Origin of the sequence: Streptomyces toxytricini, from assembly GCF_014649915.1 — a bacterium.
In the GTDB taxonomy this organism is placed as follows: Bacteria; Actinomycetota; Actinomycetes; order Streptomycetales; family Streptomycetaceae; genus Streptomyces; species Streptomyces toxytricini.
Genome location: NZ_BMTY01000004.1, coordinates 290,340 through 309,897, shown reverse-complemented (window position 1 = coordinate 309,897; position 19,558 = coordinate 290,340). Strand labels below are relative to the sequence as shown.

Annotated in this window: 16 protein-coding genes and 1 pseudogene; 4 read left to right on the top strand and 13 right to left on the bottom strand. The window is 74.6% G+C overall.

What is annotated here, in order from left to right; genetic code table 11:
• Positions 1-144: 144 nt before the first annotated feature.
• The 6 genes from IE170_RS07270 to hrcA all read right to left on the bottom strand — a co-directional run bounded on the left by IE170_RS07270 (position 145) and on the right by hrcA (position 5,662).
• On the bottom strand, positions 145-1,056 hold the full coding sequence (locus IE170_RS07270) for a ribonuclease Z (protein WP_189808440.1): 912 nt from the start codon (positions 1,054-1,056) through the stop codon (positions 145-147).
• Positions 1,057-1,060: 4 nt separating this feature from the next.
• Positions 1,061-1,420, bottom strand: coding sequence for a histidine triad nucleotide-binding protein (locus tag IE170_RS07265; protein ID WP_189808439.1), 360 nt, complete (start codon positions 1,418-1,420; stop codon positions 1,061-1,063).
• 100 nt (positions 1,421-1,520) lie between these two features.
• Positions 1,521-2,264 carry a 16S rRNA (uracil(1498)-N(3))-methyltransferase gene (locus IE170_RS07260; protein WP_189808438.1) on the bottom strand — a complete coding sequence of 248 codons (744 nt, stop codon included), beginning with the start codon at positions 2,262-2,264 and terminating at the stop codon, positions 1,521-1,523.
• Positions 2,261-3,352, bottom strand: a complete 1,092-nt coding sequence (locus IE170_RS07255; protein WP_189808437.1) for a nitronate monooxygenase — start codon at positions 3,350-3,352, stop codon at positions 2,261-2,263. Before IE170_RS07255 ends, IE170_RS07260 begins: the two co-directional genes overlap by 4 nt.
• A 156-nt stretch (positions 3,353-3,508) precedes the next feature.
• A complete protein-coding gene (gene dnaJ, locus IE170_RS07250; protein ID WP_189808436.1) occupies positions 3,509-4,645 on the bottom strand; it encodes a molecular chaperone DnaJ in 1,137 nt (378 codons plus the stop codon).
• Positions 4,646-5,662 (bottom strand): heat-inducible transcriptional repressor HrcA, encoded by a 1,017-nt coding sequence (gene hrcA / locus IE170_RS07245; RefSeq protein WP_189808435.1) that lies wholly within the window; start codon positions 5,660-5,662, stop codon positions 4,646-4,648.
• Positions 5,663-5,805: 143 nt separating this feature from the next.
• Between hrcA and IE170_RS07240 the strand changes: the two genes are divergently transcribed.
• Both IE170_RS07240 and IE170_RS07235 read left to right on the top strand, forming a co-directional pair.
• The gene (locus IE170_RS07240; protein ID WP_189808434.1) at positions 5,806-6,531 is read left to right on the top strand and encodes an MBL fold metallo-hydrolase; all 726 of its coding nucleotides are present in this window, start codon (positions 5,806-5,808) and stop codon (positions 6,529-6,531) included.
• 28 nt (positions 6,532-6,559) lie between these two features.
• Entirely contained in the window at positions 6,560-7,366 is an 807-nt protein-coding gene (locus IE170_RS07235) for a DUF3097 domain-containing protein (RefSeq protein WP_189808433.1), read from the top strand.
• Between the two features lie 39 nt (positions 7,367-7,405).
• On the opposite strand, the gene hemW is transcribed toward IE170_RS07235, so the two are convergent.
• From hemW to lepA, 3 genes are all read right to left on the bottom strand, one after another.
• Positions 7,406-8,638: a radical SAM family heme chaperone HemW gene (gene hemW, locus IE170_RS07230; protein ID WP_189808432.1), complete on the bottom strand. Its 1,233-nt coding sequence runs from the start codon at positions 8,636-8,638 to the stop codon at positions 7,406-7,408.
• A gap of 137 nt (positions 8,639-8,775) precedes the next feature.
• Positions 8,776-10,665 (bottom strand): AMP-dependent synthetase/ligase, encoded by a 1,890-nt coding sequence (locus tag IE170_RS07225; protein WP_189808431.1) that lies wholly within the window; start codon positions 10,663-10,665, stop codon positions 8,776-8,778.
• 228 nt (positions 10,666-10,893) lie between these two features.
• Positions 10,894-12,759 carry a translation elongation factor 4 gene (gene lepA / locus IE170_RS07220; RefSeq protein WP_189808430.1) on the bottom strand — a complete coding sequence of 622 codons (1,866 nt, stop codon included), beginning with the start codon at positions 12,757-12,759 and terminating at the stop codon, positions 10,894-10,896.
• Positions 12,760-12,956: 197 nt separating this feature from the next.
• Between lepA and rpsT the strand changes: the two genes are divergently transcribed.
• Positions 12,957-13,223 carry a 30S ribosomal protein S20 gene (rpsT, locus tag IE170_RS07215; protein ID WP_114057514.1) on the top strand — a complete coding sequence of 89 codons (267 nt, stop codon included), beginning with the start codon at positions 12,957-12,959 and terminating at the stop codon, positions 13,221-13,223.
• Between the two features lie 203 nt (positions 13,224-13,426).
• On the opposite strand, the gene holA is transcribed toward rpsT, so the two are convergent.
• Positions 13,427-14,425 carry a DNA polymerase III subunit delta gene (holA, locus tag IE170_RS07210; protein WP_189808429.1) on the bottom strand — a complete coding sequence of 333 codons (999 nt, stop codon included), beginning with the start codon at positions 14,423-14,425 and terminating at the stop codon, positions 13,427-13,429.
• Between the two features lie 61 nt (positions 14,426-14,486).
• Here holA and IE170_RS07205 point away from each other — a divergent pair, with 61 nt between their 5' ends.
• Entirely contained in the window at positions 14,487-14,729 is a 243-nt protein-coding gene (locus tag IE170_RS07205) for a hypothetical protein (protein WP_125545430.1), read from the top strand.
• Between the two features lie 44 nt (positions 14,730-14,773).
• Here the strand turns inward: IE170_RS07205 and IE170_RS07200 are convergent, their stop codons facing one another.
• The 3 genes and pseudogenes from IE170_RS07200 to IE170_RS07190 all read right to left on the bottom strand — a co-directional run bounded on the left by IE170_RS07200 (position 14,774) and on the right by IE170_RS07190 (position 18,883).
• Positions 14,774-15,655, bottom strand: a complete 882-nt coding sequence (locus IE170_RS07200; protein WP_223856051.1) for a YceI family protein — start codon at positions 15,653-15,655, stop codon at positions 14,774-14,776.
• Positions 15,656-15,788: 133 nt separating this feature from the next.
• Positions 15,789-18,212, bottom strand: a pseudogene (locus tag IE170_RS07195) (ComEC/Rec2 family competence protein); the annotation flags it as partial.
• Positions 18,209-18,883, bottom strand: a complete 675-nt coding sequence (locus tag IE170_RS07190) for a ComEA family DNA-binding protein (RefSeq protein ID WP_373298955.1) — start codon at positions 18,881-18,883, stop codon at positions 18,209-18,211. The gene IE170_RS07190 and the pseudogene IE170_RS07195, both read right to left, overlap by 4 nt.
• Between the last annotated feature and the right edge of the window lie 675 nt (positions 18,884-19,558).

The following is a 19,558-nucleotide window of genomic DNA, read 5'->3' as shown; positions in this document are numbered from 1 at the left end:
CGACAGCCTTGCCCGTCCCCGGCGGGACGGAAACCCAGTGTGGCGCACATCACTACCGCGGGACTCCTCCGCGGCTCGCGATCCCCTCGTGCGGGGCGTGGCGGGGGCGGCGGGCACCCGGCCACCGCCCCCGCGACCCCCGGGTCAGCCGTCGGCGCGCTTGGGGACGGGGATCCGCGCGAGGTCCGCCGCGACGGTCAGCCCGCCCTCGAAGCCGGCCGCGCGCGCCTGGCGCTCGAACTCGCCGGGGTCGCCGTAGCGCTGCGAGAAGTGCGTCAGCACCAGGTGCCGCACTCCGGCCCCGCGGGCGATGCGGGCCGCCTGGCCCGCGGTCAGGTGCCCGTGGTCGGCGGCCAGGCGCTCGTCCGCGTCGAGGAAGGTCGACTCGATGACCAGCAGGTCGCAGCCCTCGGCGAGCTCCTCCGCGCCGGAGCACACCCGGGTGTCCATGACGAACGCGAACCGCTGGCCCGGCCGCGGCACGCTGACGTCGTCGAGGGTGACCGCGCCCAGCCGGCCCTCGCGCTGGATCCGGCCCACGTCGGGGCCCTTGACGCCGTGCCGCGCGAGCAGCTCGGGGACCATGCGCCGCCCGTCGGGCTCGGTGATCCGGTAGCCGAAGGACTCCACCGGGTGGGAGAGCCTGCGCGTCTCCAGGCGGTACGGGGGGCCTTGGGCGAGCACGCCGTCGCCGCCGACGGGCTCCTCGCGGAGCTTGACGGTCTCCCGGTAGGCGGTGGCGTACCGCAGCCGGTCGAAGAAGACCTGTCCGGAGGCCGGGTAGTGCGCGGTGACGGGGTGCGGGACCTGGTCGAGGTTGATGCGCTGGACGACGCCGGCGAGGCCCAGGCTGTGGTCGCCGTGGAAGTGCGTGATGCAGATCCGGTTGATGTCGTGCGCGGCCACCCCGGCGCGCAGCATCTGGCGCTGGGTCCCCTCGCCGGGGTCGAAGAGGATGCCCTCGCCGTCCCAGCGCAGGAGGTAGCCGTTGTGGTTGCGGTGGCGGGTGGGCACCTGGCTGGCGGTGCCCAGCACCACGAATTCGCGTAGGGACACGGGGCTACCCCGGCGGCCACTGGAGGCCGCGCCCGCCGAGGACGTGCGCGTGCGTGTGGAAGACGGTCTGGCCCGCCCCGGCGCCGGTGTTGAAGACGATCCGGTAGCCGTGGTCGTCGACCTTCTCCTGGGCGGCGATCTCACCGGCCTCGCGGAGCACGTCGGCGGCGAGGTCGGGCGCGCCCGCGGCGAGGGAGGCCGCGTCCGCGTAGTGCGCCTTGGGGATGACCAGGACGTGCGTGGGCGCCTGGGGGTTGATGTCCCGGAACGCGACGGTCGTCTCGGTCTCCCGGACCACGGTCGCCGGGACGGTTCCCGCGACGATCTTGCAGAACAGGCAGTCCGCCTGCGGTTCCCCTGCCATGGCTTCGCCTTCCGTGACGGTGGCGCGGGCGCTGCCGCCCGCACGGGTGTTGATCAGTTCGGGCATCGTATCGGGCGGCCCGCCGCCGCCCGCCGGCATTTCAGGACCAGCGGCCGGTCCGCGCCAGCAGGACCGCGGCGGCCGCGGTGCCCGCGGTGGAGGTGCGCAGCACCGAGCGGCCCAGCCGGCAGGTGCGGGCGCCGGCGGCCGTGAAGGCGGCGAGCTCCTCCGGCGAGACGCCGCCCTCGGGGCCCACGACCAGGACGACGGACCCGGCCTTCGGCAGTTCGGCCCCGGCCAGGGCCTCGGAGGGGGCGTCGCGGTCCTCGTGCAGGACGACGGCGAGGTCGGCGCCGGCCAGCAGCGCCGCGACCTGCTTGGTGGACATGGCCTCCGCCACCTCGGGGAAGCGGACGCGCCGGGACTGCTTGCCGGCCTCACGGGCGGTGCTGCGCCACTTGGCGAGGGACTTGGCGCCGCGGTCGCCGCGCCACTGGGTGATGCAGCGGGAAGCCTGCCAGGGCACGATCGCGTCGACGCCGGTCTCCGTCATGGTCTCGACGGCCACCTCGCCGCGGTCGCCCTTGGGCAGGGCCTGGACGACGGTGATCGTCACCTCGGGCTCCGGCTCCTCACCCGTCGCGAGCACCGCGACGACGAGCCGGTCCTTGCCCTCGGCAGCCTCGACGACGGCCTCGGCCCAGCCGCCGCGGCCGTCGGTGAGGACGACCTCCTCGCCCGGGGCCAGCCGCTTGACGGACACCGCGTGGCGGCCTTCGGGGCCGTCCAGGACGAACCGCGGCCCGGCGGGGACCTCCTCCACCACGAACACGGGGGCGGTCATGACGTACTCCTCTTCTGCATGTCGTTCAGTGCGCTCTGCGCCTCGGCGATCTCGGCGGCCAGCACCTCCACCAGCTGCCCCGCGGGCAGCGCCCGCGCCAGCCGGTGCCCTTGGCCCGCCCACAGCGCCATGCCCTGCGGGTCCCCGGCCGCGGCGGCCGCCTTGCGGAGCCCGGCGGTGATGTGGTGGACCTGCGGGTACGCGGCCGGGGCGTACGGCCCGTGCTCGCGCATGAACCGGTTGACCAGGCCGCGGGCGGGACGCCCGGAGAACGCCCTGGTCAGCTCGGTGTGCGGGAACAGCGGGTCGGTGAGCGCCTTCTTGTGCAGCGGGTGCGCCCCGGACTCGGGGCAGGGCAGGAAGGCGGTGCCGAGCTGCCCCGCCTCGGCGCCGGCGGCGAGCAGCGCCACGATCTGCGAGCCGCGCATCAGCCCGCCCGCGGCGATGATCGGCAGGCCGACGGCCTCCCTGACCTGGGCGACGAGGGCGAGCAGCCCGACCCCGGCGGTGGCGTCGGCCTGCGGGTCGTCGCGGTGGGTGCCCTGGTGGCCGCCGGCCTCGACGCCCTGGACGCAGACGGCGTCGGCCCCCGCGGCCTCGGCGGCGCGGGCCTCGTCGACCGAGGTGGCGGTGACGATGGTGTACGTGCCGGCCTTGCGCAGGGCGGCGAGCGTCTGCGGGGCGGGGCAGCCGAAGGTGAACGACACGGCGGGGACCGGGTCCTCCAGCAGGATCGCGAGTTTGGCGTCGTAGCCGTCGTCGCTGGTGCCGGCGGTGTCCTCCTCGGCGAGGGAGACGTCGTACCAGGTGCCCTCGCCGGCGAGCTGCCCGCGGTACGTCTCGATCGCGGCCGGGTCGGCGTGTCCGGTCTGCGGCATGAAGAGGTTGACGCCGAATGGGCGCCGGGTGAGCGCGCGCAGCCGTTTGACCTCCTGGTACATGCCGTCGGCGGTCTTGTAGCCGCCGGCCAGGAAGCCCAGGGCGCCCGCCTCGCACACCGCGGCGGCGAGCGGCGGGCAGGAGGCCCCGCCCGCCATGGGAGCCTGCACGATCGGGTACCGGGCGAGACCGTTCAGTGGCGAGGACATGCACCGCATCGTGCCACGTCCCGCTCACGGGGCCGAATCACCGTACTCGCCTGGCATAGTCCGCCGCGCCGGGCGGCCGCGGCGGTCCCCGGAAGGCGCCGAGCCCGGCCCGGGAAGGTTCCCGGGCCGGGCTCGGCGGCCGTCCGAAGCGGCAGGTCAGCGGCCGTTGAAGGCGTCCTTCAGGCGACTGAAGAGACCCTGCTGGCCGGGGGCGAACTGGCCCATGGGGCGCTCCTCGCCGCGCAGCTTGGCGAGCTGCCGCAGCAGCTCCTCCTGCTGGGCGTCCAGCTTGGCGGGGGTCTGGACCTCGACGTGCACGATGAGGTCGCCGCGCCCGCCGCCGCGCAGGTGGGTGACGCCGCGGCCGTGCAGCGGAATCGACTGGCCGGACTGGGTGCCGGGCCGGATGTCGACCTCCTCCATGCCGTCCAGCGTCTCCAGCGGGCACTTGGTGCCGAGGGCAGCCGCGGTCATCGGGAGGGTGACCGTGCAGTGCAGGTCGTCGCCGCGCCGCTGGAACACCGGGTGGCTCAGCTCGTGGATCTCGACGTACAGGTCGCCGGCGGGGCCGCCGCCGGGGCCGACCTCGCCCTCGCCCGCGAGCTGGATCCGGGTGCCGTTCTCGACGCCGGCGGGGATCTTCACCGTGAGGCTGCGGCGGGAGCGGACCCGGCCGTCGCCCGCGCACTCGGGGCACGGGGTGGGGACGACCGTGCCGAAGCCCTGGCACTGCGGGCAGGGGCGCGAGGTCATGACCTGGCCCAGGAAGGACCGGGTGACCTGCGAGACCTCGCCGCGGCCGCGGCACATGTCGCACGTCTGCGCCGAGGTGCCGGGGGCGGCGCCCTCACCGGAGCAGGTGGTGCAGACGACGGCCGTGTCGACCTGGATCTCCTTGGTCGTGCCGAAGGCGGCCTCGTCCAGCTCCAGGTCCAGGCGGATCATGGCGTCCTGGCCGCGGCGGGTGCGCGAGCGCGGGCCGCGCTGCGCCGCCTGGCCGAAGAAGGCGTCCATGATGTCGGAGAAGTTGCCGAAGCCGCCCGCACCGAAGCCGCCGGCGCCGCCGCCGCCCGAGGAGGACAGCGGGTCGCCGCCGAGGTCGTAGACCTGCTTCTTCTGCGGGTCCGAGAGCACCTCGTACGCGGCGTTGATCTCCTTGAAGCGCTCCTGCGTCTTCGGGTCCGGGTTGACGTCCGGGTGGAGCTCGCGCGCGAGGCGGCGGAAGGCCTTCTTGATCTCGTCCTGCGATGCGTCGCGGCGCACGCCGAGTACGGCGTAGTAGTCCGTGGCCACTTACGACTCCGCCAGGATCTGTCCGACGTAACGTGCCACTGCGCGTACCGCTCCCATCGTTCCGGGGTAGTCCATGCGGGTCGGTCCGACCACGCCGAGTTTGGCGACTGTCTCGCCGCCCGAACCGTAGCCGACCGAGACGACGGACGTGGAGTTCAGTCCCTCGTAGGCATTCTCATGCCCGATTCGTACAGCCATGCCCGATTCATTGGCCTCGCCGAGCAGCTTGAGGAGCACGACCTGCTCCTCCAGAGCCTCCAGCACGGGCCTGATCGTCAGGGGGAAATCGTGCCCGGAGCGCGTCAGATTGGCGGTGCCTGCGATCATCAGGCGCTCCTCGGCCTCCTCGGCCAGGGTCTCCAGCAGCGTCGACAGCACGGTCGACACCGTGCCCCGGTCGTCCGGCTCGAACGACTCGGGCAGGTCCTGCACCAGCGTCGGCACGTCCGTGAACCGGCGGCCGACGACCCGGCTGTTGAGCCGCGCCCGCAGGTCGGCCAGCGCGGCCTCGCCGAAGGGCGCCGGGCAGTCGACGAGCCGCTGCTCGACCCGCCCCGTGTCGGTGATCAGCACGAGCATCAGGCGCGCGGGAGCCAGCGACAGCAGCTCCACGTGCCGGACGGTCGAGCGGGTCAGCGAGGGGTACTGGACGATCGCGACCTGCCGGGTCAGCTGCGCGAGCAGCCGCACGGTGCGGCCGACGACGTCGTCGAGGTCGACGGCCCCGTCGAGGAAGTTCTGGATGGCCCGGCGCTCGGGCGTCGACAGCGGCTTGACCCCCGCCAGCCGGTCCACGAACAGCCGGTAGCCCTTGTCCGTGGGGATGCGGCCCGCGCTGGTGTGCGGCTGGGCGATATAGCCCTCCTCCTCCAGCACGGCCATGTCGTTGCGCACGGTGGCGGGCGAGACGCCGAGCCTGTGCCGCTCCGTGAGCGCCTTGGAGCCGACCGGCTCCTCCGTCCCGACGTAGTCCTGGACGATGGCGCGCAGCACCTCGAGTCTGCGTTCGCTGAGCATCGCGCGCACCTCCAGCTGTGATGCGGGTCGTGGTGGTCGTTCGGTTTGGCACTCGGGTCGTACGAGTGCCAGAGATCCCCCGGTCAGTGTACGGCCGGGGGGTACGCGGCTAGCAAGGGCGGCCCGCCAGGTAGCGTCGCGGTATGGACGTGGCTTGGGAAGAGGCGGGCTGGGAGAGGCTGACCCGGCGGACCGGCCGGAAGCGCCTCCCGGTGTGGGATTGCACGGTGGGACTGGTGGTCGGGGACGATTCCGTACTGATCGTCGACCCCGGTTCGAGCGTCCGGGAGGGGGCCCTGCTGCGGGCCGAGGCGGAGCGCCTGACGGGCCGGCACGTGACCCATATCGCATTCACGCACGGCCATTTCGATCACGTTCTGGGCGGTGCGGCCTTCGCCGGCGCCGAGGTGTACGGCGCCGTCGGCCTCGACGCCGAGCTCTCCGCGGGCCGCGAGGAGCTCCGCGGCGACGCCGTGCGCCACGGCCTGGACCCGGCGGACGCCGCCGAGGCGGCCGACCTGCTGGTGGTCCCGCGGCACCTGGTGTCGGGCGAGTGGACGCTCGACCTGGGCGGGGTGCAGGCGCTGCTCGCGAACGTCTCCCCCGGGCACACCCGCCACGACCTGGCGGTGCTCGTGCCCGGCGAGCGGGAGACGGTCTTCTGCGGCGACCTGGTGGAGGAGTCCGGGGAGCCGCAGGCCGGCCCCGACGCGGTGCCGGCGCAGTGGCCCGCGGCGCTGGACCGGCTGCTGGCGCTGGGCGGCGGGGACGCCCTGTACGTGCCGGGGCACGGGGCGGTCGTCGACGCGGCGTTCGTCCGTGCGCAACGCGCCACACTGGCGGCGCGTTTCGGCGTGTCGGGCGCCTGAGCGCGCCCGCTCTCCTAGGGTCGGCCGGATGCGCGAGTACTCCCCCGACCTGACCCCGCAGTGGAAGCGCCCCAAGCCCGTCCCGGAGGTGCCGGCCGAGCCCGACCTGGTGGTGGAGGAGGCGGGCACCGGCTTCTGCGGGGCCGTCGTCGCCTGTGAGGCGGGCACGGTGACCCTGGAGGACCGCTTCGGCAAGAGGCGGGTGTTCCCGCTGGAGCCGCGCGGGTTCCTGCTGGAAGGCGCCCCCGTCACCCTCGTACGGCCCTCCCGGGCGCCGGCGGGCCCGCGGCGCACCGCGTCGGGCTCGATCGCCGTCCCCGGCGCCAGGGCGCGGGTGGCGCGGGCGGGCCGCATCTACGTGGAGGGCCGGCACGACGCCGAGCTCGTCGAGCGGGTCTGGGGCGACGACCTGCGGATCGAGGGCGTCGTCGTGGAGTACCTGGAGGGCGTCGACGACCTGCCGGCCGTGGTCGCCGAGTTCGCGCCCGGTCCGGACGCCCGCCTGGGCGTGCTGGTGGACCACCTCGTCCCGGGGTCGAAGGAGTCCCGCATCGCCGCGCAGGTGTCCGGCGAGCACGTCCTGGTCGTGGGTCACCCGTACGTGGACGTCTGGCAGGCGGTGAAGCCGTCCTCGCTGGGCATCGCGGCCTGGCCGGTCATCCCGCCCGGCCAGGACTGGAAGACGGGCGTCTGCCGCGCGCTGGGCTGGCCGGAGAACACCGGCGCGGCCTGGCGGCACGTCCTGTCCCGCGTGGCGTCGTACCGCGACCTGGAGCCGTCCCTGCTGGGCCGTGTCGAGGAACTGATCGACTTCGTCACGGCCCCCGCCGGCTGACGGGGCCGGGGCGGGCGGGGGCGGGCCCCGGAGCCGCCCTCAGTCCACCAGGTCGCGGACCACCGCGTCGGCGAGCAGCCTGCCGCGCAGCGTGAGCACGGCCCGCCCCTCGCGGTACGGCCCGGCCTCCAGCAGCCCGTCCGCGAGCGCCCGGCGCGAGGCGGCGAGCCCCTGCTCGGCGAGCAGCTCCAGCGGGGCGCCCTCGGCCAGCCGCAGCTCCAGCAGGATCCGCTCCACGCGGCGGTCCTCCGCCGACAGCAGCTCCCGGCCCGCCCCGGGCGAGCGCCCGGCGGCGAGCGCAGCCGCGTAGGCGCCGGGGTGCTTCACGTTCCACCAGCGCACCCCGCCGACGTGGCTGTGCGCGCCGGGGCCGGCGCCCCACCAGTCGGCGCCGCGCCAGTACAGCTCGTTGTGCAGGCAGCGCCCGGCCTCGGAGGTCGCCCAGTTCGACACCTCGTACCAGTGGAAGCCGGCGCCGGCGAGGACCTCGTCGGCGATCAGGTACCGGTCGGCGTGGACGTCGTCGTCGGTCATGGGGACCTCGCCGCGGCGGATCCGGCGGGCGAGCTGGGTGCCCTCCTCGACGATCAGCGCGTACGCGGAGACGTGGTCGGGCCCGGCGCCGAGCGCGGCGTCGAGGGAGTCGCGCCAGTCGTCGTCGCTCTCACCGGGCGTGCCGTAGATCAGGTCGAGGTTGACGTGGTCGAAGCCGGCCCCGCGGGCCTCGGCGACGCAGGCCTCGGGGCGCCCGGGCGTGTGGGTGCGGTCCAGCACCTGCAGGACGTGCCGCTTGGCGCTCTGCATGCCGAAGGAGATCCGGTTGAAGCCGCCCTCGCGCAGTTCGGCCAGGTAGGCGGCGTCGACCGACTCGGGGTTGGCCTCGGTCGTGACCTCCGCGTCGGGTGCGAGGCCGAATTCGTCCCGGACGGCGGCCAGCATGCGGACGAGGTGCGCGGCCGGCAGCAGGGTCGGGGTGCCGCCGCCGACGAAGACCGTGCGGACCGGCCGGGGGTCGTCGCCGAGGACCTTGCGGGCGAGGCGGACCTCGTCGGCGAGGGTGTCGGCGTAGTTCTCCCGGGAGGCGAGCACGCCTCCGCTGCCGCGCAGCTCGGTGGCGGTGTACGTGTTGAAGTCGCAGTACCCGCAGCGCGTGGCGCAGTACGGGACGTGCAGGTAGAACCCGAGCGGACGGTCCCCGGCGCCCGCCAGGGCGTGCGGCGGCAGCGCGCCGTCTTCGGGCATGGGTTCACCGTCGGGCAGTGCGGAAGGCATGGGCCCATTGTCCCGCACGCCCGCCCGGGCCGGTCCGTGCGCGCGGCGCTCCGCGGGCGGGCGGGGGCGGTCCGGCGGCGGGCCCGGCCCCCTCCGGCGGGGCCGGGGGCCGGGCGGTGCGGGGGCCGCGCGGGTTTTCAGGCCTCGCGGGCGCCCTCGTACATCTCGTCGATCAGGTGCTTGAACTCACGCTCGACGACGGGCCGCTTCAGCTTGAGGCTGGGCGTGAGGTCGCCGTGTTCGACGTCGAGGTCGCGCGGCAGGATCCGGAACTTCTTGACCGTCTGCCAGCGCTGGAGGCCCTCGTTGAGGGTCTGGACGTACGTCTCGACCAGGCGGTTCGTCTCGGGGGCGGCGAGCACCTCGGAGTACGTCTTCCCGGCCAGGCCGTTCTCGGCGGCCCAGCCGAGGATGGCGGCCTCGTCGAGGGCGACCAGGGCGGTGCAGAAGTTCCGGTCGGCGCCGTGGACGACGATGGAGGAGACGTACGGGCAGATGGCCTTGAACTGGCCCTCGATCTCGGCGGGGGCGACGTACTTGCCGCCCGACGTCTTGATCAGGTCCTTCTTGCGGTCGGTGATGCGCAGGTAGCCGTCGGGCGAGAGCTCGCCGATGTCGCCGGTGTGCAGCCAGCCGTCCTCTTCCAGCACTTCGGCGGTCTTCTCGGGCTGGCCGTGGTAGCCCTGCATGATGCCGGGGCCGCGGAGCAGGACCTCGCCGTCGTCGGCGATGCGGACCTCGGTGCCGGGGAGCGGCTTGCCGACGGTGCCGGTGCGGTAGGCCTCGCCGGGGTTGACGAAGGAGGCGGCGCTGGACTCGGTGAGGCCGTAGCCCTCCAGGATGTGGATGCCGGCGCCGGAGAAGAAGTAGCCGATCTCGGGGGCGAGGGCGGAGGCGCCGGAGACGGCGGCGCGCAGCCGGCCGCCGAAGGCGTCGCGGAGCTTGGAGTAGACGAGCGCGTCGGCGATGCGGTGCTTGGCGGTGAGGCCGAGGGGGGCGGTGGCCCGGCCGGTGCGCCGGTAGTTGTCCTGGGTGACCTTGGCGTACTCGCGGGCGACGCCCACCGACCACTGGAAGATCTTGTACTTGGCGCCGCCGCCGGCGCGGGCCTTGGCCGCGACGCCGTTGTAGACCTTCTCGAAGATGCGCGGGACGGCCGCCATGTAGGTCGGCTGGACGACGGGCAGGTTCTCGATGATCTTGTCGATGCGGCCGTCGACGGCGGTGACGTGGCCCACCTCGATCTGGCCGGAGGTGAGGACCTTGCCGAAGACGTGGGCGAGCGGCAGCCACAGGTACTGGACGTCGCCGCCGGTGATCAGGCCCGTGGCGACGGTGGCCTTGGCCATGTACGACCAGTTGTCGTGCGGGAGGCGGACGCCCTTGGGGCGGCCGGTGGTGCCGGAGGTGTAGATCAGCGTGGCGAGCTGGTCGGAGGTGATGGCGCCGATCCGCTCGCGGACCGCGTCGGGGTGCTTGGCGAGGTACTCGCGGCCGCGGGCCTCCAGGTCGGCGAGGGAGAGCACCCAGCCCTCGGGGTCGCCCTCCGCGGCGACGGCGTCGGCGGCCTCCAGGACGACGACGTGGGCCAGCTCGGGCAGCTCGGCACGGCGCTCGCGGGCCTTGGCGAGCTGGGCGGCGTCCTCGGCGATCAGCACGCGGCTGGCGGAGTCGGCCAGGATGAACGCCGACTCGTCGGCGTTGGTGCTGGGGTAGATGGTGGTGACGGCGCCGCCGGCGCACATCACGCCCAGGTCGCCGAGGATCCACTCGACGCGGGTGTTGGAGGCGAGGGCGACGCGCTCCTCGGGCTGCAGGCCCAGGTCGATGAGCCCGGCGGCGATCCCGAAGACCCGCTCGGCGGCCTGGCCCCAGCTGAGCGACTTCCAGTCGTCGGGGCCGCTGCCGGATGCCGCGGGCACCGGGTACCGGTAGGCCTCGGCGTCCGGCGTGGCGGCGACACGCTCAAGGAAGAGGGCCGCCACGGTGGGCGGACGGTTCTCGATCTGGGTCAGTGTGTCGCTCACGGACGTCCTCCGGACCACGCGGCAGGGCTGCCGCCCTAGGGGGTGGGACGGCGGCTTCCAACAGGGTTTGAGACCAGGGTCTGAAACTGGCGAGTAACCAACGGGGCAGTGATCAGACTAGGGGCCCTCCGGCTGACGCGTAAGAGCCCTTGAGCCGCCGATTCATAACGAAACAGGCCCCCGCAGGTGCGTGCGGGGGCCCGTTCCGGCTGTCGGTGCGGCCGGCTGCTACTTCTTCTTGGCGCCGGACTCGTCGCTGGAGAGGACGGCGATGAAGGCCTCCTGCGGGACCTCCACGGAGCCGACCATCTTCATCCGCTTCTTGCCTTCCTTCTGCTTCTCCAGCAGCTTCCGCTTACGGGAGATGTCACCGCCGTAGCACTTGGCGAGGACGTCCTTGCGGATGGCGCGGATGGTCTCGCGGGCGATGACCCGGGAGCCGATGGCGGCCTGGACCGGCACCTCGAACGCCTGCCGCGGGATCAGCTCGCGCAGCTTGGCGACCAGGCGCACGCCGTACGCGTAGGCGGCGTCCTTGTGGGTGATCGCGGAGAACGCGTCCACCTTGTCGCCGTGGAGCAGGATGTCGACCTTGACGAGGCTGGAGGCCTGCTCGCCGGTGGGCTCGTAGTCGAGGGAGGCGTAGCCGCGGGTCTTGGACTTCAGCTGGTCGAAGAAGTCGAAGACGATCTCCGCGAGCGGCAGGGTGTAGCGGATCTCGACGCGGTCCTCGGAGAGGTAGTCCATGCCGAGGAGGGTGCCGCGGCGGTTCTGGCACAGCTCCATGATCGAGCCGATGAACTCGGTGGGCGCGAGGATGGTGGCGCGCACGACCGGCTCGTACACCTCCGAGATCTTCCCCTCGGGGAACTCGCTCGGGTTGGTGACCGTGATCTCGCTCTTGTCCTCCATGACCACGCGGTAGACCACGTTGGGCGCGGTGGCGATCAGGTCGAGGCCGAACTCGCGCTCCAGGCGCTCGCGGATCACGTCGAGGTGGAGCAGGCCGAGGAAGCCGACGCGGAAGCCGAAGCCGAGGGCCGCGGAGGTCTCCGGCTCGTACACCAGGGCGGCGTCGTTGAGCTGGAGCTTGTCCAGGGCGTCGCGCAGCTCCGGGTAGTCGGAGCCGTCGAGCGGGTACAGGCCCGAGAAGACCATGGGCTTCGGGTCCTTGTAGCCGCCGAGGGCCTCGGTGGCACCGCCGCTCTGCTGGGTGATGGTGTCGCCGACCTTGGACTGGCGGACGTCCTTCACACCGGTGATCAGGTAGCCGACCTCGCCGACGGAGAGGCCGTCGGCCGGGAGCATCTCGGGCGAGTTGGTGCCGATCTCCAGCAGCTCGTGGGTGGCGCCGGTGGACATCATGCGGATGCGCTCGCGCTTGTTGAGCGTGCCGTCGACGACGCGGACGTAGGTGACCACGCCGCGGTAGGAGTCGTAGACGGAGTCGAAGATCATCGCGCGGGCGGGGGCGTCCTTGACGCCGACGGGCGCAGGGACGTTCTGCACGACCCGGTCGAGGAGCGCCTCGACGCCGACACCGGTCTTGGCGGACACCCGCAGCACGTCGTCGGGCTCGCAGCCGACGAGGTTCGCCAGCTCCTCGGCGAACTTCTCCGGCTGGGCGGCCGGCAGGTCGATCTTGTTGAGGACCGGGACGATCGTGAGGTCGTTCTCCATCGCCAGGTACAGGTTGGCGAGGGTCTGGGCCTCGATGCCCTGGGCGGCGTCGACCAGCAGGATCGTGCCCTCGCACGCGGCGAGGGAGCGCGACACCTCGTACGTGAAGTCGACGTGCCCCGGGGTGTCGATCATGTTCAGGATGTGCGTCCTGCCCGCGCCGTCGCCCTCGGTGGGCGCCCAGGGGAGGCGGACGGCCTGGGACTTGATCGTGATGCCGCGCTCGCGCTCGATGTCCATGCGGTCGAGGTACTGGGCGCGCATCTGCCGCTGGTCGACGACACCGGTGAGCTGGAGCATCCGGTCGGCGAGCGTCGACTTGCCGTGGTCGATGTGCGCGATGATGCAGAAGTTGCGGATCAGCGCCGGGTCGGTACGGCTCGGCTCGGGCACGTGGCTGGGGATGGCGGGCACGCAGTGTCCTGATTCTCGGGTCGCAGTCGGAAGCCTGGCTGGGTGTCGGTCCGTTCCATGGTCCCATGGACGGGGCAGTGCGCTCGGTTTGGGCCACCCGTGGGCGCCCTGGTAGCCTGGGCAGCTGTGTCTTCCACGCCCTCTCAGCTGGGGGACACGACCGGAAGATCAAACTCTGAACCTGAAAAGGCTCTTTCGTGGCGAACATCAAGTCCCAGATCAAGCGGAACAAGACGAACGAGAAGGCGCGCCTGCGCAACAAGTCCGTCAAGTCCGAGCTCCGCACCTTCATCCGCAAGGCCAACGAGGCCGTCGCCGCCGGCGACGTCGAGAAGGCCACTGCGGCGGCGCGCGTCGCCTCCCGCAAGCTGGACAAGGCTGCTTCGAAGGGTGTCATCCACAAGAACTCGGCCGCCAACAAGAAGTCGGCGCTGGCTTCCAAGGTTGCCTCCCTCCAGGGCTGAGCACTGATGTGATCGCCGGAACGGACCCAGCGGGCCCTCTCTTCCGCTCCTGACCGGCACCTCCCCCGCCCCGGCGGGGAGACCAGCGCCGCACGCGGCCTGCGTTCGCCACGCGGGTGCGGCGCACCAGAGCAGTAAACGAAGGCCCCGGCCGTCGCCCTTCCCCAGGGTGCCGGCCGGGGCCTTCGGCATGCCGTTCCGGATCAGTGGGCGGGGCGGCGGGGTCGGGCCGCACGGGCCACGGCCACGACCGCCTTCTCCAGGGCGTACTCCGGGTCGTCGCCGCCGCCCTTGACTCCGGCGTCGGCGTCGGCGACGGCGAGCAGCGCGTCGGCGACGCCGTCCGCGGACCAGCCGCGCATCTGCTGGCGGACCCGGTCGATCTTCCACGGCGGCATGCCGAGGTCGCGCGCCAGGTCGGCGGGGCGGGCGCCGCGGGGGGCGGACGCCAGCTTTCCGATGGCCCTGACGGCCTGGGCCAGCGCACTGGTGATCAGCACCGGGGCGACGCCCGTCGCGAGGGACCAGCGCAGGGCTTCGAGGGCCTCGGCGGCCCGGCCCTCCACCGCCCGGTCGGCGACGGTGAAGCTGGACGCCTCCGCCCGCCCCGTGTAGTAGCGGCCGACGACTGCCTCGTCGATGGTGCCCTCGACGTCCGCGCACAGCTGTGCGACGGCACTGGCCAGCTCCCGCAGGTCGCTGCCGATCGCGTCGACCAGCGTCTGGCAGGCCTCCGGCGTCGCCGACCGGCCCAGTGTGCGGAACTCGCCCCGGACGAACGCCAGCCGGTCCGCCGCCTTGGCCATCTTCGGGCAGGCGACCTCCCGGGCGCCGGCCTTGCGGGCCGCGTCCAGCAGGCCCTTGCCCTTCGCGCCGCCCGCGTGGAGGAGCACGAGCGCGATGTCCTCGATGGGCGCCCCGACGTACGCCTTGACCTCCTTGACCGTGTCCGCGGACAGGTCCTGGGCGTTGCGCACGACCAGCACCTTGCGCTCGGAGAACAGCGAGGGGCTGGTCAGCTCGGCGAGGGTGCCGGGCTGCAGCTGGTCGGGCGTCAGATCCCGCACGTCCGTGTCGGGGTCGGCGGCGCGGGCAGCCGCCACCACCTCCCGTACGGCGCGGTCGAGCAGCAGGTCCTCCTGCCCCACCGCGAGGGTGAGCGGGGCGAGCGGATCGTCGGTGGTGTTCTTCCTGGTGGCCATCGCCTCCAGGATCCCATGCCGCACCGACAGGCCCCCTCGCCCCGTGCCCGACAATGGTCGCGTGAACGTGCGACATGTACTGGTGCTGCCGGACCGCGACGCCGCCGAAGAGGTGGCCGAGGAGGTCGTCGAGCGGTTCGGGCCGGGCGAGGAGCCGCAGCTGGTCCGGGACGCCCTGGCCGGGGAGGACGACGCCGAGGACGCCCAGTGGCTCGTGGTCGTCGAGGACCCGGAGAGCCGGCTCGACGCCTCGGCGCTGGACGGCCTCGCCGCCGAGTACGAGGGGTGGCTGGAGGCCCCGTAGGCCCCGGGCCGGAGCGCCGGCCGGAGCCCGGGTCGGGGCCCGGGTCAGGCCTTGCGGACGACCTGCACGTCGAGGCCCACGTCGACGGCGGAGCCGATGGCGGCGACCCCGCCCGCCAGCACGGACTGCCAGTCGAGGGCGAAGTCCTCGCGGTGGAGCCCGGCCGTCGCCCGGCAGGCGGCCCTCGGCTCGCCCTCCATCCCCGTCCCCAGCCCCAGGTACTCGGTGTCCAGGGTCACCGACCGGCTCGTGCCCCGCAGGGTGAGGGCTCCTGCGACGGCCCACCGGCTGCCGCTGCGGTGGATGAACCGCTCGCTGTAGAACTCCACCGTCGGGTGTCGGGCGGCGTCCAGGAAATCCGCGGAGCGCAGGTGGTCGTCCCGCATCCGCAGACCGGTGTCGATGCTCGCCGTGTCGATGATCACGTGCATGGAGGAGTCCTCCATGCGGTCGGCGATCCGCACCGCGCCGGCGAAGGTGGTGAACCGGCCCCGGATCCTGGCGAAGCCGATGTGCCGGGCCGTGAACGCGATCGAGGAGTGCCCCGGGTCGATCTCCCAGTGCCCGGGCGCGGGCAGCAGCGGCGGCTCCACCGCATCGAGGATGATCTCCGCGGTGCCGGCCGGCGCCGCGTCCCCGAGCAGCGTCGCCCCGTGGAACGGCGCGTAGCCCTCCGCAGTGACGGTGAGCCGGTACTCGCCCTCCGGGACCGCCGCCGTGAACCCCCCGTACGGGTCGGTCTCCCCGCTGACGACGGGCCGGCCGATGGGGTCGGTCACCTCGAACGCCGCCCGCCGGACCGGCTGGTGCACGGTGTCGAGGACCCGGCAGCTGAGCAGGCGCGCCGTGTGAGGCAGCGTCAGGGTCGCGGATGTGTGCGAGCCGGCGCTCCCGGCCGTCTCGGACCCCCGTCTGCGACCGAACATGGTTGATGCACCCCCGTGCTGTGTGGACTTGTTCCGCTGTGGCGAAAACGCATTCGATCATGCGGCCGGGTTGTGGGCAAACAGAGCGGGCACGCCCGGTATGGGCGTGTCGCCGCGTTCGTCGCGCTGGGAATGCGCGCAGTCGCGGACCGCTTCCGGCCACGGCCACCGACCCGTCGGTGTCGGTCCGCAGAACGGTCGCGCCGAGCGCCCTCAGACGGGCGAGCGTGCCCGGCGCGGGATGCCCGTAGCGGTTCCCGGCGCCGACCGGGATGAGCGCCAGGCGGGGCCTGACCCGGGCGTGCAGCTCGGCGTCCTGGTGGGCGGAGCCGTGGTGCGCGACCTTGAGGACGTCCACCGGGCCGAGGTCCGGCCGGCTGTCCAACAGGGCCTGCTGGGAAGGCGGTTCGAGGTCCCCGAGCAGCAGCAGGGTCAGCCCGGAGGTGCGGACCAGCAGGGCGACGCTCGCGTCGTTGGGGCCCTCGGGCGCGGGGCCGCCGGGCGGCGGCCAGAGCACCTGCCATTCGAGCGGCCCGGCCCGGCGGTGCTCCCCCGCCCAGGCGGGCACGACCGGCACGCCGGCCGCCGCGGCGGTCCTCCGCACGAACGCGGCCTGCCCGGCGGGCTCTTCCAGCACAGTGGTCTGGATCACGCCGACCGACCGGCCGTTCAGCACCCCGCGGAGGCCTCCGACGTGGTCGGCGTGGAAGTGCGTCAGGAGCAGCAGCGGCACGCTCCGCACCCCGAGGGCGCGCAGGCAGGAGTCCACCGGCCCCGGTTCGGGCCCCGCGTCCACGACGACGGCCGTGCCGGGTCCCGCGGCCAGGACGGCGGCGTCGCCCTGCCCGACGGCGCACTGCACATAGCTCCAGTCGGGCGGCGGCCAGCCCGTGAGCGTACGGGTGAGCTGCGGCGGCCGCAGCAGTGCGGCGAGCAGCAGCACCGCCAGCCCGGCGCACGCCCACGGCCGGCGGACCAGCCGCGGCCCGAGCAGTACGGCGGCCCCCGCGGCTGCGGCCAGCAGCAGCCCGCCGCCGAGCCCGCCGGGCCAGGCGAGTTCCGCCCCGGGCAGCCGGGCGCCCGCCCGCGCCACTGCGGCGATCCACCCTGCCGGCCAGGCCGCGCACCGGGCGAGCAGCTGCGCGGCCGGCGGGTACAGCGGGGCGGCCGCCAGCGAGGCGAAACCCAGGACGGTCGCCGGGGCGGCCGCGAACTCCGCGAGAAGGTTGCACGGCACCCCGACGAGGCTGACCCGGGCGGACAGCACCGCGACCACCGGCGCGCACACCGCCTGCGCGGCGGCCGCGGCGGCGAGCGCCTCCGCGGGGCGGGCCGGCATCCCGCGCCGCCGTAGGGCAAGGCTCCACCGCGGGGCGAGGGTCAGCAGTGCGCTGGTGGCGAGGACGGAGAGCAGGAATCCGGGGCTGCGGGCCAGCCACGGGTCGTGGAGGAGGAGCAGCAGCGCGGCCGCGGCCAGCGCCGGCAGCAGCGACCGCCGCCGGCCCGTCGCGACGGCCAGCAGGCCGATCGCCCCGCAGGCCGCGGCCCGGAGGACGCTGGGATCGGGCCGGCAGACGGCGATGAACGCCAGCACCAGCGCCGCCCCGGCGAGGGCGGTCGCCCGCAGGGAGAGCCCGAGGCGGGGCGCGAGTCCGCGCCGTTCGGCGAGCTGGGCCCGTGCGGGCGGCCCGATGAGCAGGAACAGCACCACGGTCAGGTTGGACCCGGAGACGGCCAGCAGGTGCAGCAGGTCGGTGGCCCGGAACGCCTCGTGCAAGTCGGGCGGGACCCGGGAGGTGTCCCCGACGACGAGCGCCGGCAGCAGGGCCCTCGGGTCGGGGGCGAGCCCCCCGGTTGCCGTGCGCAGCCCCTGCCGGAGCCCACCGGCGACCTGCTGGACGGCCGTGGGCGGGCCGGTCACGGCGGGGCCGGTGCCGGTCTGCGGCCGCAGCACGGCGACCGCCCGCTCACCGGCCCGGCCGGGCTCCAGCCGGCCCTCCACGGAGACCCGGGTGGACGGCAGCAGCCGCACCCACCCCGGGTCGGAGGCGAGGAGGCGCACCGGTGTGGCCACCCTGACGTGCCCGCCGCCCGGCGCCCCCACCCGGGTCAGCAGGGCGTCCACCACGACCAGCGGCGGGCCGCTGCCCCCGCGGGCGGTCCGCGGGTCGGCGGTCACGGCCGCCTCGGCGAGCACGCGGGCGTGCTGCCGGGCCAGCGCGGGGACGGGCCCGGCCCGCTCCTCGGCCCGGGTCAGCCCCGCCACGGCCGCGCCGGCCGCGGCGCACAGCAGCGCGAGCGCGGCGGCCGTCCCCGCCCGCCACAGGCGCTCCGGGCTCCGGCACCCGGCGCACAGCAGCAGCCCGGCCCCCGCGAGGGCGGCGCAGACAGCGGCGGCGGTCCACGCGCCGGGCAGGCCGAGCGCGGCCGCGGCCGCCGCCCAGGCAGCCAGCGCGGGCACCACCAGCCGCAGATCCGCGGGCCCCCGCTCGGGGTCGGCGCCCCCGCCGGGCGCGGGGCCGCCCGACGCCTTCCGGACGGCCGGCCCGCGGTTCACGGCCGCACCAGCTTCCGGAGGTCGGCGAAACGCCGCTCGCCGATGCCGTTGACCTGCCGGAGCTCCTCCACCGAGCGGAAGCCGCCGCGGGCGGTGCGGAAGTCGACGATGTGGCGCGCCAGCACCGGCCCCACCCCGGGCAGGGCGTCCAACTGCTCGACGGTAGCCGTCCCGAGGCTGAGCGGCCCGGCGGCAGGCCCGCCCGGGCCGCCTTGGCCGGACGGTGCGGCCGGTGCGGGCACCCCGGCCAGCACCTGCTCCCCGTCGACGAGGACACGGGCCCGGTTGAGCCCGGTGGTGTCGGTCCCCGGCAGCACTCCCCCGGCCGCGGCGAGCGCGTCCTCCACGCGGGAGCCGGCGGGCAGCCGCCGCAGCCCCGGATCGCGGACCTTGCCGCCGACGTCCACCACGACAGGGGAAGCCGGCCCGACAGCGGCCGGCGCGGCGGGAGCCGCGCCCGGCGAGGGGGCGGGCACCCCTGCCGGCGCGACCACCGCGGGCGGCGTCACCGGCCGCGGCCGCGCCGACCAGAACTGCTGCGCCCCGAACGCCACCCCGGCCGCCAGGACCACCGCGACGGCGGCCACCGCACGGGGCCGCACCTCCAGCCGCGCCTGCACCCACACCGGCAGCCGCTCCCGCACCCCCAGCCACCTCATCCCGCGGTGCACGGCGCCCTCCCCGCCCACCGGCGGCCCGACTCCCGGCACCGACTCGGCAGCCCCGCCCCCTCCCCAGGGCCGGCCAGAATCCGCAGCACCGCCGGACTCCGCGCGCCCGACCGCATCCGCGGCCCAGGACCGGCCGGGCATCCCGGGCCGACCCGGCACCGCAGCACCGCCGATCTCCGCGCCCCCGACCACATCCGCAGACCGGCCCGGGACGGCCGGCCACACGCGACCACCAGCGCCGCCGTTCTCCACACCGCCGCGGACGGCATCCTCATTCAGGACAGGAGCGGCCGGCCGGACGGGACCCGGGGGGCTGCCGTTCTCCGCACCGCCGACCGCATCCGCAGGCCGAAGGGCATCCCACGGCCGGGTCGGAAGCGCAGCGCCGCGCGACCCCGCGTGCCCGACCGCATCCGGAGGCCGGACCGGAGCCGCAGACGGGACCGCATCCCCAGCAGCTCCAGGCTCCGCACCGCCGACCGCGTCCTCCGGTCGGCCCGTAACGGCAGGTCGGCCCGGAACCGCAGTACCGCCGGACTCCCCGCGCCCGCCCGCATCCGCGGGCCGACCCGGAACCGCGGCGCCTCCAAGCTCCCCGCCCCCGACCGCGCCCGCAGCCCCGATCGCCTCCGAGGGCCAGAGGGGGATCTCCGACCGGCCCGGGACCGCAGCGCC

Bases quoted from the DNA above. Each gene is read 5' to 3' on its own strand.
- IE170_RS07255 (WP_189808437.1), bottom strand. From the start codon at position 3,352: ATGTCCTCGCCACTGAACGGTCTCGCCCGGTACCCGATCGTGCAGGCT.
- IE170_RS07260 (WP_189808438.1), bottom strand. From the start codon at position 2,264: ATGACCGCCCCCGTGTTCGTGGTGGAGGAGGTCCCCGCCGGGCCGCGG.
- IE170_RS07200 (WP_223856051.1), bottom strand. From the start codon at position 15,655: ATGTTCGGTCGCAGACGGGGGTCCGAGACGGCCGGGAGCGCCGGCTCG.
- IE170_RS07235 (WP_189808433.1), top strand. From the start codon at position 6,560: ATGCGCGAGTACTCCCCCGACCTGACCCCGCAGTGGAAGCGCCCCAAG.
- hrcA (WP_189808435.1), bottom strand. From the start codon at position 5,662: ATGCTCAGCGAACGCAGACTCGAGGTGCTGCGCGCCATCGTCCAGGAC.
- hemW (WP_189808432.1), bottom strand. From the start codon at position 8,638: ATGCCTTCCGCACTGCCCGACGGTGAACCCATGCCCGAAGACGGCGCG.
- IE170_RS07240 (WP_189808434.1), top strand. From the start codon at position 5,806: ATGGACGTGGCTTGGGAAGAGGCGGGCTGGGAGAGGCTGACCCGGCGG.
- IE170_RS07265 (WP_189808439.1), bottom strand. From the start codon at position 1,420: ATGGCAGGGGAACCGCAGGCGGACTGCCTGTTCTGCAAGATCGTCGCG.
- holA (WP_189808429.1), bottom strand. From the start codon at position 14,425: ATGGCCACCAGGAAGAACACCACCGACGATCCGCTCGCCCCGCTCACC.